Source organism: Rhodoferax sp. (assembly GCF_030646845.1).
Taxonomy (GTDB): domain Bacteria; phylum Pseudomonadota; class Gammaproteobacteria; order Burkholderiales; family Burkholderiaceae_C; genus Rhodoferax.
The window spans coordinates 149356-161261 of sequence record NZ_JAUSLE010000069.1 but is presented as its reverse complement, the minus strand read 5'-3'; the positions used below and the strand labels follow the sequence as shown (position 1 = coordinate 161261).

Annotated in this window: 11 protein-coding genes and 1 pseudogene; 4 read left to right on the top strand and 8 right to left on the bottom strand. The window is 58.8% G+C overall.

The window, feature by feature from the left end:
* Nucleotides 1-124: 124 nt before the first annotated feature.
* Nucleotides 125-1053: pseudogene (locus tag Q7T10_RS17855) on the top strand (IS3 family transposase); the annotation flags it as partial.
* A gap of 88 nt (nt 1054-1141) precedes the next feature.
* On the opposite strand, the gene Q7T10_RS17850 reads toward Q7T10_RS17855, so the two are convergent.
* The 4 genes from Q7T10_RS17850 to Q7T10_RS17835 form a co-directional block, all read right to left on the bottom strand.
* On the bottom strand, nt 1142-2005 hold the full coding sequence (locus tag Q7T10_RS17850; RefSeq protein ID WP_304750817.1) for a TIGR00730 family Rossman fold protein: 864 nt from the start codon (nt 2003-2005) through the stop codon (nt 1142-1144).
* A gap of 163 nt (nt 2006-2168) precedes the next feature.
* Entirely contained in the window at nt 2169-2474 is a 306-nt protein-coding gene (locus Q7T10_RS17845) for a YqjK-like family protein (protein ID WP_304750815.1), read from the bottom strand.
* On the bottom strand, nt 2461-2862 hold the full coding sequence (locus Q7T10_RS17840; protein WP_304750813.1) for a phage holin family protein: 402 nt from the start codon (nt 2860-2862) through the stop codon (nt 2461-2463). Before Q7T10_RS17840 ends, Q7T10_RS17845 begins: the two co-directional genes overlap by 14 nt.
* A gap of 13 nt (nt 2863-2875) precedes the next feature.
* Complete coding sequence (locus Q7T10_RS17835; protein WP_304750811.1) at nt 2876-3187, bottom strand: YqjD family protein; 312 nt, start codon at nt 3185-3187, stop codon at nt 2876-2878.
* A gap of 306 nt (nt 3188-3493) precedes the next feature.
* On the opposite strand from Q7T10_RS17835, the gene Q7T10_RS17830 reads away from it, so the two are divergent.
* Nucleotides 3494-4894 (top strand): phenylacetate--CoA ligase family protein, encoded by a 1401-nt coding sequence (locus Q7T10_RS17830; protein WP_304750809.1) that lies wholly within the window; start codon nt 3494-3496, stop codon nt 4892-4894.
* 3 nt (nt 4895-4897) lie between these two features.
* On the opposite strand, the gene Q7T10_RS17825 is transcribed toward Q7T10_RS17830, so the two are convergent.
* From Q7T10_RS17825 to earP, 4 genes are all read right to left on the bottom strand, one after another.
* Nucleotides 4898-5806 (bottom strand): ribose-phosphate pyrophosphokinase, encoded by a 909-nt coding sequence (locus Q7T10_RS17825; RefSeq protein WP_304750807.1) that lies wholly within the window; start codon nt 5804-5806, stop codon nt 4898-4900.
* Complete coding sequence (locus Q7T10_RS17820) at nt 5806-7404, bottom strand: thymidine phosphorylase family protein (RefSeq protein ID WP_304750805.1); 1599 nt, start codon at nt 7402-7404, stop codon at nt 5806-5808. Before Q7T10_RS17820 ends, Q7T10_RS17825 begins: the two co-directional genes overlap by 1 nt.
* A gap of 117 nt (nt 7405-7521) precedes the next feature.
* Nucleotides 7522-8076, bottom strand: a complete 555-nt coding sequence (gene efp / locus Q7T10_RS17815; RefSeq protein ID WP_304750803.1) for an elongation factor P — start codon at nt 8074-8076, stop codon at nt 7522-7524.
* Nucleotides 8077-8159: 83 nt separating this feature from the next.
* Nucleotides 8160-9260: an elongation factor P maturation arginine rhamnosyltransferase EarP gene (gene earP, locus Q7T10_RS17810; RefSeq protein ID WP_304750801.1), complete on the bottom strand. Its 1101-nt coding sequence runs from the start codon at nt 9258-9260 to the stop codon at nt 8160-8162.
* 27 nt (nt 9261-9287) lie between these two features.
* On the opposite strand from earP, the gene uvrC reads away from it, so the two are divergent.
* Nucleotides 9288-11279, top strand: coding sequence for an excinuclease ABC subunit UvrC (gene uvrC, locus Q7T10_RS17805; RefSeq protein WP_304750799.1), 1992 nt, complete (start codon nt 9288-9290; stop codon nt 11277-11279).
* Nucleotides 11280-11323: 44 nt separating this feature from the next.
* The gene (gene pgsA, locus Q7T10_RS17800) at nt 11324-11890 is read left to right on the top strand and encodes a CDP-diacylglycerol--glycerol-3-phosphate 3-phosphatidyltransferase (protein ID WP_304750797.1); all 567 of its coding nucleotides are present in this window, start codon (nt 11324-11326) and stop codon (nt 11888-11890) included.
* Nucleotides 11891-11906: the final 16 nt, after the last annotated feature.

Here is an 11906-nt window from a genome sequence, read left to right as displayed (position 1 = left end):
TCTTGCCGGGCATGCCGTTTACCTTCGATATCTGTTCGAAGGTCCAACGGTAGCCCCGCCTCCCGGACCCGCCCGGTGTAGGCCTCTAACCGGCCAACATAGTTGTCGTCAACCGGCCAAGGTAATTGTCGTCAACCACTTTGGGCAAGTCCTCGCGCAAAAGCTCGTCAAAGGCTTGAGCGTTTGCAGGGCTTGCCGCCATATGGGCATAAGCCGACAGGCGTATTACCAAGGATTGAGCCGCCAGGACAAGAGGCGACAGTGCAACGAACGGGTGATGGAGCTGGTTCGCGCCAAGCGGCTTCGTCAGCCACGCCTTGGGACACGCAAGTTACACCATATGCTCTCGGGTTCGCTTGAGAGCGCGGGATTGAAGGTCGGGCGTGATGCGCTGTTCGATATCTTGCGCCAGTCACACATGCTGGTGCCTCCCAGGCGGCGTACCACAAGACCACTGACAGCCACCATCGGTTTCGTCACCACCCCAATCTACTCAAGGCTGGGCACGAGCAAGTTCAGCCGCACGCAGCGGAACAAGTCTGGGTTGCCGACATCACCTACTTGCCCACCCACGACAGGTTTGTTTACCTGAGTTTGGTGACAGATGTGTACTCCCGCAAGATCGTTGGTTATCACGTCCATGACAGTCTGCGCACGCAGCAGGTCAGCCAGGCCTTGAAGATGGCGCTCAGGCATCGTCAAAGCCGCCAGCGGTTGATCCACCATTCGGACAGAGGTATCCAGTATTGCTCGGATGACTACCAGAGGATTCACCGAACGCACGGGCTGACGTGCTCAATGACCGATGGCTATGACTGTTATCAGAATGCCTTGGCCGAACGTATCAACGGCATTCTCAAGAACGAATTACTGTTGCAACGCCCCACTGACCTTGCGCAGGCCAGGCGAATGGTCGATGAGTCCGTGGCCATCTACAACATGGAGCGGCCTCACTTCTCCCTACAATTGAAAACGCCCGATGAGGTTCATCGGGCGTCTCTGGCTGAAGTTCGTCAGCCGGCGAATCCTGCAACTACAGGTGTCAACCTATAGCAGGACGGGTCATATTGCTGCCCTGAATATTCGCCACGTTTTTGCACCGTTTCCAGTCCAATGTGCGCCTCGGCCCGGTGGCTGAAAGTCAGAGGCTGTAAAACGTTCGAATAACGTCCCATGCTGCCGCGGGGTCGTCCACATAGGTGAAAAGGTCCAAGTCTTGTGGTGATATGACGCCTTCCTCCAACATGGCATCCGTATTGAAAAGACGCTTCCAGTAATCGGTGCCAAACAGAACAATTGGTACCGGCTTGGCTTTTTTGGTCTGCACCAAGGTGATGACTTCAAACAACTCATCCAGTGTGCCAAATCCACCGGGGAAAGCCACCAGTGCTTTCGCGCGCATCATGAAGTGCATTTTGCGCAGCGCAAAGTAGTGAAACTTGAAGCTCAGGTTGGGTGTGATGTAGGGGTTGGGGTACTGTTCGTGCGGCAGGGCAATGTTCAGGCCGACGCTCAGGGCGCCCATCTCGTGCGCGCCCCGGTTGGCGGCTTCCATGATTCCCGGGCCGCCGCCTGTAGCAATGAACAGGCGTTCCTCGGGTCGTCGGTGCGCACTGTGGCCTGCAACAAGCCGGGCAAACAGGCGCGCCTGGTCGTAGAACTGCGCGTTCCGTACCTGCCGCTGGGCGACCGCAAGAGCGCTGGCATCGCCACTCAATTGCGCTTGCTGCAGAAATATTTGGGCATCCTCGGGTGACGGAAAACGGGCACTGCCAAAAACAACAATCGTGTTTTCGATGCCTTGTTCCGCCTGATCAAGATCGGGTTTGAGCATTTCGAGCTGAAATCGTATGCCCCGTGTTTCGCGCCTCAACAAGAACTCAGGGTCGGCAAAAGCCAGGCGGTAGGCATCCGCCTCCAGTGCGTTGCCCTGGTCCGAGTGGCTCTGCAACTCTGCCCAGGCATCGGCCAGGCGGCGCTCGGTAAGGAGGTGATCTTTTTCCATAAATGCCATTGTGTTCGAAAAATATGACACATCAAATGCGCCGGCCTCAGCAAATCAGACACGGTAGGCGCTACACCACCTCGTCGCCCGCTGCACTACCCGGTAGATCCGAGGATGTTGCGGCGGCTGAAGGGGGAAAGAGCCGACCCGACAGTTGGCGGTTTTACGGTAGCCGCTGCTGCCGCGGTACGGCTGCTATCCATTTTTGTGCACGGCGCAGCATCTTCCATGACCACCAGAGACGACCACCCCAAAGGATGGCACGCCGGGGTCGAAGGACAACCAGAGCCACCAATGCGCCGAGCGGCCATTGGGGGTTGCGGTACAGCCATTGCAGTACAGCATGTGCCTGGTCCACCAGAGCCAGAGGTGTCTTGAATACCTGCCCCTGACTGGTCAAGCTGAGGCGTAATTCCGCACTGCGTGCCAGCAGACGTTGCTGACGCAAGACAAGTTCATTGTTGTTCATGCTGACCTGATGCCTTGAGTCCCACCAAATCCCGTTTTAACTCAGAGACGCTGGTACTGATCAAACCGGTCGGGCTGTGCAGGCGTCGCCGGGCTTCACGCATCAGCAGCCCGCTCGCAACAAGAAATACAAGCGCCATTACACCCGCCGCTGCGACGCGATAGCCATCCCAAAAAAGCAGGACGACAAAGCCGCACAGAAGTGCGAGACCGAGGCCGAGGACCAGCAGGGCAACGGCGCCCCAGAGCAGCCCATCAAAGAGACGTCGCTTCTCAAGTTCGATTTCGGTGCCCAAGAGCTCCAGCCGTACTTGAGCGATCTCCAGTGCAGTGGACAGCAAGCGGCGCAATGAGGCGAGCAGGCCGCGCTCTTGAACAGGATCGCTCATGAGTTGTGCAGAACTACCGGCGGCCGACCAGCAGGCCGACTACCAGTCCAATACCTGCCGCGATGCCTATGGATTTCCAGGGATTCTCATGGACGAATTCATCGGTTGCGTGACCGGCAGCCCTAGCCTTGGCAACGGCCGCTTCCTGCAAGTGCACCAGATCAGCCTTAGCCTGATTCAACCTGGCCTGTACCCGGCTGCGTATGTCGGCTGCGCCTTCGCCAGCCTCATCGGCGGTCATGCGAAGCAACTCTTCAGCATCGGCGATAACGACCCGCAAATCGCTCATCAATTTATCTTTATGAACTGTTGTCATTTCGACCATGATAGCACTCCATGTTGTTTATAACCCGATTGGATGGTACTCCGATTCGTGTTTTGTCTCTTGAGAAAAATCACAATACAGCGGTCCATTTCAAAGGCAAGTGCACCGTCGCGCCGTGGACGTCGCCGCTTTGTTTGATCACTGGGTCTCAATTGAGTTGATCAACCTCAAGTGCCGGGAACCGTGGCAGGCCTAGCATTGGCTGCATGAGAATGGCGGCATGACGATTTCGACAAAGCCAGCAATTGACCTGATGGCGCAAGCGGCGGGCCAGGCTGTTGGGCTGCGCATGAGTGTAGTTCGCCGATGATTGCTGTGTTTGATCCATTGCGATTGAGTGCCGTAGCGCTGGACGTCCTGGCCGCCGGGCGGGCCACCGCGGGTGCCCTTGCTGCACGCCAGCAGGTCCGACTCACCAGATTGCTCGACGTTGCGGTAAGGGGCTCACCGCTTTACCGCGAGCGCCTGAAAGGAAAGGCGCTCAGGGACCTGACACTGGGTGCCCTGCCCAAGGTGAGCAAAAACGAACTCATGGCCCGCTTTGATGATTGGGTGACCGACCCGCAACTCAAACTAGCGGAATTGAGGACCTTCGTTGCCGATCCCCAGCGCATCGGGGACAGCTATCTGGACAAATATCTGATTTGGGAGAGTTCCGGTACCAGCAATCAATCCGGCGTGTTTGTACAGGATGCGCAGGCCATGGCGGTCTACGATGCGCTGGAGGCGCTGCGGCGTAGCACGCCACGCGCCCTGCAACGCTGGTTTGATCCCCTGCTGATGGCCGAGCGTATTGCCTTTGTTGGTGCGACCAGTGGCCACTTCGCCAGTTTTGTGAGCATGCAGCGGATGCGCCAGCTCAACCCGTGGATGGCCCAAAACGTGCGCTGCTTCTCCATTCTGGATTCCATGAGCGCCCTGGTTGACAAGCTGAATGCTTTCGCGCCAACGGTGATTGCCACTTATCCGACATTTGCTGCGGTGCTGGCGGATGCTGCCTGTGGCGGGGCGCTACATTTTCTTCCGAAGGAAGTCTGGACCGGGGGGGAAACCTTGAGCGTGGCCGTACGGCGACGAGTGGAGCAGGCGCTGGGATGTTCCGTACGCAACAGCTATGGTGCCTCGGAATTCATGTCGATCGGATGGGAGTGCAGTTTCGGGAGGATGCACGCCAATACGGACTGGGTGATTCTTGAGCCGGTCGATGAACGGGGACTGCCGATGCCAGCAGGCCAGCCTTCGTATTCAACGCTGCTGACCAACCTGGCCAATCACGTCCAGCCGCTGATCCGCTATGACCTGGGTGACCAGATAACTGTCCATCATGAACGTTGTGAATGCGGATCCTCACTGCCGGTCATCGAGGTACAGGGACGCCGTGATGATCCTCTGGTGATGGCAGGGTCCAACGGGCACCCGGTCACATTGCTGCCGCTTGCGCTGACCACGGTGCTTGAAGACGAGGCCGGGGTGTTTGATTTCCATTTGCGCCAGCGCGACGATCACACGCTGGTATTGCGGCTTGAAATGCATGGACCTCAGGCCGCGAGCGTCGTGACGCGCTGCCGTGCGGTACTTCAGGATTTTGCAGCCGCGCAAGGCGCAGTGCCAATCCGCGTGATTGCGGAGCTGGGGCAGGTTGTTCCGAAGGGGCGCAGTGGCAAGGCGCAACGGGTGGTTGCTCGCCAGATCCCCAAGCGCCACTGATGTCTACGCTGTGGCCTGTATCCGGGCCAACGCGCCGGCGAGGGTTGTGGCCATGCTGACCGCGTTGCTTGAATGGGCGATGCAGTCGGTACTCCACACTTCGCCGACGCCTGCGTCCAGCATGACCTGCAAGGCGTCGCCCGCAAAAAGTGCGTGAGTCACAGCGACATCAACCGAAGCCGCGCCTGCGTCCAGCAGCAAATGCGCGGCGCGGGCGACGGTATGGCCGGTGCTTGCGACATCATCCAGCAGAACGACTTGACGGCCTGTCACCGTTCGATCGGGCAATGCAATTTCTACGGCCCGATCTCCGTTGCGCACCTTGCGGCACACGGCGTAGTCAAAGTCATGGCGTGAGGCCGCCAGCGCGATCCATTGAGCCGATTCCTCGTCGGGCCCCACCAACAAAGGTCGCTGTCGGCGCGCGGCTATCAGGTCAGCCAGCAGGGGCGCACCGCTCAGCGCAATGGCGTTGGCGACCGGTAGCGCTTCCTGCAGCGTGGCGACCCGGTGCAAATGGGGGTCAACAGTGATCACGGCGTCAAAGAGGCCTGCCAGAAACTGCCCCACGATACGCTGGCTGATCGCCTCGCCTGGATGAAAAGCAATATCCTGGCGCATGTAGGCGAGATAAGGAGCCACCAGCGTCAAATGCCTGGCGCCAAGGTCGCGTGCGGTGTTGGCCGCCAGCAGCAGTTCGACCAATTTCTCATTGGGATCATTCAGCGTTCGCAGAATGACCACGCGGTCCGGCAAGGTGTCCGGGAGGCGCAGCTTGATTTCGCCGTCAGGAAAACGGTGGCGTTCGATCGTCGCGAGCTCCATGCTGCTGGCACGAGCTATCCGTGTAGCGCTCTCATGCTCATCCTCAAAAAAAAGCAAGACCGGTTTCAACAGCGGGTTTGATTTCATCAGAATTCCACGAACACATGAGGCACGTCTTGGGTGCGACCAATCGTGTACCCGGTCGATTTTCCGCAGGCCTGGCGCGCAAATTCGAGGTCGCTCTGAAAGCCGGCGTGAACACGATACAGGACGTCCCCGGCCACCACCGCGGCACCCAGTTTGCGGAACAGGTCAACGCCTGCACCGATGACCTTGGGGGCACCGGCCAAACGGGCGATGCGCGCCACCTGCAGGTTGTCGATGCCGGTTACCACACCTGACTCGGTCGCGCGAATATCGAACATCAACGCGCCAAGTTGGGGATTGTTGTGGTCGAACGGTTTCTGACCTTGCGCTGCCATGATGGAATTCATTTTGGCCAGCGCGCGGCCTGAGTCGAGAATGTCCCGTGCAATGGCGAATCCGTCACCACCGCGCACATCCGGGCTGCATTCAATCAAGCGGCCTGCGAGTCGCAAAGACTTCTGCCGCAAGTCGTTGGGCGCGCGCGGGTCGTTTTCCAGCACTCGCATCACATCGCGGGCTTCGAGCACTGGGCCAACGCCATTGCCAACCGGTTGGCGACCATCCGTGATGACCACATCCAGCGACAGATGCATGCGTCCAGCCACATACTCAAACAGTCTGCGCAGGCGTTGCGCTTCCGGCATCGAGCGCACTTTGGCGGTGGGGCCGATGGGGATGTCGAGCACCAGATGGGTTGATCCCGCTGCAATTTTCTTCGAGAGAATGGACGCCACCATCTGTCCCGGAGCGTCGACCGCGAGGGGGCGCTCCACTGAAATCAGCACATCGTCCGCGGGTGACAGATTGGCCGTACCGCCCCAAGCCAAGCAGCCGCGGTGGTCGCGCACGATGTCAGCCAACTGCTCGAAGGGAAGCTCCACATTGGCCAGTACTTCCATGGTGTCGGCCGTACCTGCGGGGGAGGTGATGGCGCGTGAGGACGTTTTGGGGCAAAGCAAGCCATGCGCCGCCACAATCGGCACCACCAGCATCGAGGTTCGGTTGCCGGGAATACCGCCTATACAGTGTTTGTCAACCACCAGGCGTTCGTGCCAGTCCAGGGTTCGTCCGCTGGCCACCATGGCCTCGGTCAGGAAATAAACCTCTTCCCGGTCCAGCTCATCCCGATTCGTTGCCACCACAAAGGCAGTCAATTCAATTTTCGAATAACGCAACTCGGCGATGTCGCGAATGATGCCGCCAAAATCCTCCCGACCCAGCCGCTCGCCGCCGATTTTTCGACGAAGTGCACCGATGGATTCCGGCGGTTCGGCCTGAGACACCGAGGCGGGATGCCCGTTCTGTATATCCAACTGCAAGAAGGCGTCTTCCGAAAGACCGAGTTCATCGCAACCCACGATGTTCTGGTCATCGACCACGTTCAAGGTGGCGAGAATGCGCCGTCCGTTGGCGCGAACCTCGACTTTCGACAAGGCCTGAAAACCCTCTGCCCGGTAAACAGCGCAATCCCGGTGCAGGTAGGCTACATTTTCACGGTAAGTGTCGATCGCAACCCGGCGCAGTGCAAGGTTGGACGGGCTCAGATTCTTTCCTTCCAGCGCGTCGGGCGCCAGCCGTTCATCAGTGTCATTGCTCATGGCAGTAGCCTACACCGGTTTTGTAGTTCGGGACGATTCAAGGTGCTTGATGAACGCCGTGAAAACCCCAATAAAAAAGGCTTCCTGAGAAGCCATTTTTATTGGGGTGATGCGGGATCAGACGCGTTTTCTGTATTCGCCGGTGCGGGTGTCGATTTCGACCTTGTCGCCCTGCGCTACAAAAATTGGCACGCCAATTTCAAACCCGGTTGAAATTTTGGCGGGTTTAAGCACCTTGCCGGAGGTGTCGCCTTTGACGGCGGGCTCGGTCCAGGTGATTTCGCGCACCACGCTGGTGGGCAGTTCAACCGAGATGGCCTTGCCGTCATAGAACACCACTTCAACAGCCATGCCATCTTCGAGGTAGTTCAACGAATCGCCCATGTTTTCAGCTTCGACTTCGTACTGGTTGTAGTCGGCGTCCATGCAGACATACATGGGGTCCGCGAAGTAAGAATAGGTGCACTCTTTCTTGTCCAGAATGACCTGGTCGATCTTGTCGTCGGCCTTGAACACGACCTCGGTACCGAAGTTGGCGATCAAGCTTTTGAGCTTCATGCGCACGGTGGCAGAGTTGCGGCCGCCGCGGCTGTATTCTGTCTTGAGGACGACCATGGGGTCTTTGCCGTGCATGATGACGTTGCCGGCGCGAATTTCTTGAGCGGTTTTCATAGCGATTGTGTGAAGGTAGGCCGCTTGTCTAACGGCGAGGGCGGCATGGACTGGATGCAAATCCGGTCAATTTTCGCAAAGTCTTAGATTTTAATGGTTTTTAGTGCGAAACGCATGATCTGGGTCACAAGATCATCTCGCTGCAGCTGCAGCGTTCGTATCGCGGAGACCGTTTCTTGCCATTGGGAGGGCGCAAGCGCGGGCAAGGCCGCCTGACTCACACCATTCCAGGCGTGATGGAAAGTGCGCAGTGAGGGCGGGGCATGCAGCACGTTCAGAAAGGCTTCAAGCTTGCTGTGGTGGGCGTCGTCATGCTGCGGGTAGATCTGCCAGACAAAAGGTTTGCCAGCCCACAACGCGCGTACCAGCGAATCTTCCCCCCGCACAAAATTCAGGTCACAGGACCACAGCAGGTGATCAAAATCGCGTTGCGTGAGTGTTGGCAGATATGAAAATGATAGCGCTTGGCGCTGGTTCCACGAGGGCCGGGAACGGTATTTGTCCTTAATGCCTGCCTTGACAGCAGCGGTTGCACGGCCTGCGGTGACCAGTAACCGGGTCGCTTGGGTGTCGGCGGCCAATTGGTCTAGCAACGCGCCCAGCGCTGGCGGTTCGTAGCAAAACAGTGAGATCAGGCGTTCGCCCTGGAATCCAATGTCGAGTTGCTGCAGCCAGGCTGCGCGGTCAAACCGGGCCTGGCGTTCTGTCAGATCCGTCTCCCGCAGCAGCCCCCCAGTCCCGGTCGTGAAGCCCGGGTAGAAGAAGTGTTTGATCAGCCCGATGCCCGGCCCCGACATCACCGGTGAGGGCAGGCCGTGGCTACGTTCCACAAACCCCTCGGCGCTGAGGTACTCCAGGTTGATCCACACGGCATTTTGGCCTGTAGCCCTCTTGTTATATGCGTAAGATGCTATGAATTCAGGAGCAACTTCGCAACCAAAGGCCTCCACCAGGATATCGCCCACTGTCAGCCCATCGGTCTGGATCGGTTGCGTCCACGGTCGAACCTCAACACCCTGCGCGCCCTCGGGGGCCATCCAGCGCAGGGCGCTGGCATCGTCTACCCACAAACGGACCCGCTCGCCGCGCGCGGCCAGTCCGACGGCCAGCCGCCAGCACACGCCGATATCACCGTAGTTGTCGATGACCTTGCAGAAGATGTCCCAGAGGTTTCCTGTTTTCACGCCAGAGATTGTCCACAATACGCACCTATGCCAGTTTTGCCTGATTCCAACCCGCCGGAGCCTTCCGTGGCGCCCGCTCAGCCTGCCCCGTCCAGGCACCCCGAGCAGTTAGTGAGCGATGTGGCGAGCCTGCCCGCACTGCCGGGCGTGTACCGCTACTTTGATGCGGAGGGTGCGGTTCTGTATGTGGGCAAGGCCATCAACCTGAAGAAACGGGTGTCCAGCTATTTCCAGCGAGACCATGGTGGCACGCGCATCGGACACATGGTGAGCAAGATCGCGCGCATGGAGACCACCGTGGTGCGTTCGGAAGCAGAAGCGCTGCTACTGGAAAACAACCTCATCAAGACGCTCAACCCGAAGTACAACATCCTGTTTCGCGATGACAAGAGCTACCCCTATCTGAAGATAACCGGTGCCAGTGCTTCATCAAACCTGGGTACGAGTTTCCCCCGGGTGTCCTACTACCGGGGCGCAGTTGAAAAGAAGCATCGCTATTTCGGGCCTTATCCCAGTGCGTGGGCAGTGAAGGAAGCCATCCTGCTGATGCAAAAGGTGTTTCGCCTGCGAACCTGTGAAGACCCGGTGTTTAACAATCGCACGCGCCCCTGTCTGCTGTACCAGATCAAGCGTTGTTCTGCACCGTGCGTGGGGCATATTTCGGCGCAGGATTATGCGCAGGATGTCGCCAACGCGGAGCGGTTTTTGCGTGGCGATGCGCGGCAGGTGATGGATGTGCTGGAAGGCCGGATGATGGCCCATGCTGAACGCATGGAGTACGAGCAAGCGGCCGAACTGCGCAACCAGATCGCAGCACTCTCCAATGTATTGCACCAGCAATCGGTCGACAACGTGTCGGACCGCGATGTGGATATTCTGGCCGTGAAAGTGCAGGGCGGTCGTGCCTGTGTGAATCTGGCCATGGTGCGCGGTGGGCGCCACCTTGGCGATCGCCCGTATTTCCCGGTGCACGTGGAAGATGCGGCAGGGGTCTACAGCGGCGATGACGAAGGAGCGGCACCGGCTCCGTCTGTTGAGGCCCAGGTGCTGGAGGCCTTTGTGGCCCAGCATTACCTGAATGTGCCGGTTCCCCCTTCGCTGGTTGTCAGTGAGCCGGTGAACAAGAACCTGATCAAGGCCCTGTCGATCCAGTCCGGGGTCAAGGTGACTGCAGTGCACCAGCCGCGGGAACAGCGACGCCAGTGGCTGGAAATGGCACAAACCAACGCGGGCTTGCAACTGGCTCGTTTGCTGGCCGAAGAGGGTTCCCAGCAGGCGCGAACCCGGGCCCTTGCCGACGCGCTGGACCTGGCGCTGGACAATCTGGATGAGCTTCGTGTCGAGTGTTTCGATATTTCACACACGGCCGGTGAGGCGACCCAGGCTTCGTGTGTGGTGTTTCATCACCACAAGATGCAGAACACCGAGTACCGCCGATATCGCATCGATGGCATTACACCGGGTGACGACTACGCGGCCATGCGCCAGGTGCTGTTGCGTCGCTACGGCAAACTCGCCGAGTCCCTGCAGGAAGCGCAAAGGACGGGGCAGATCCCAGCCGGAACCGGCAGGCTGCCTGATCTTGTGCTGGTGGATGGTGGCAAAGGGCAGGTGTCCATGGCCCGCGAGGTGTTCGAGCAATTGGGCCTGGACCTGTCGCTGATCGTGGGGGTTGAGAAAGGCGAAGGACGCAAGGTCGGTCTGGAGGAACTCGTATTTGCCGATGGCCGTGAGAAAGTCTATCTGGGCAAAGACTCGGCGGCCCTGATGCTGGTGGCCCAGATTCGCGATGAGGCGCACCGTTTTGCCATCACGGGGATGCGGGCGCAACGGGCCAAGGTCCGCGTGGACGGCGGCAAGCTGGAGGAAATCCCGGGCATTGGGCCGAAGCGGCGCGCCAAATTGCTGCAGCGCTTTGGTGGCGTCCGGGGTGTGGCTCTGGCGGGTGTTGAAGACATTGCCACCGTGGAGGGAATCTCGCGGGAGCTGGCCGAAGAAATCTACCGCGTCCTGCACTGATCAGGGCCAGCCGAAACGTCGTCAAGCCGTGCCACAATCGCATCATGTTCTTTACCATTCCGACCATCATGACCTGGACGCGCATCGCCGCGATTCCCTTGATCGTCGGTGTGTTTTATTTACCCATTGATCCCGCCACCCGCAATCTGGCGGCAACCGTCATGTTTGTGGTGTTTGCGGCCACTGACTGGCTGGATGGTTATCTTGCGCGAAAGCTCAATCAGGTATCGTCCTTTGGCGCGTTTCTGGACCCGGTGGCCGACAAGTTTCTGGTATGTGCCTGCGTGCTGGTTCTGGTCCATCTCGGTCGGGCCGATGTTTTTGTCGCGCTCATCATCATTGGTCGGGAAATTGCGATTTCTGCCCTGCGTGAGTGGATGGCTCAGATCGGTGCCTCCAAGAGTGTCGCTGTGCACATGATCGGCAAGCTCAAGACGGTCGTGCAAATGGTGGCAATTCCTTTCCTGCTGTTTGACGGCATGTTGCTCGGCATCATTGACACCCATTTGTGGGGTGTCTGGCTGATCTGGATTGCTGCCGTGATGACGGTCTGGTCCATGGTGTATTACCTGCAGAAGGCCCTGCCTGAAATCCGGGCGCGGGTGAAGTGACAACGCGCGAGGACCG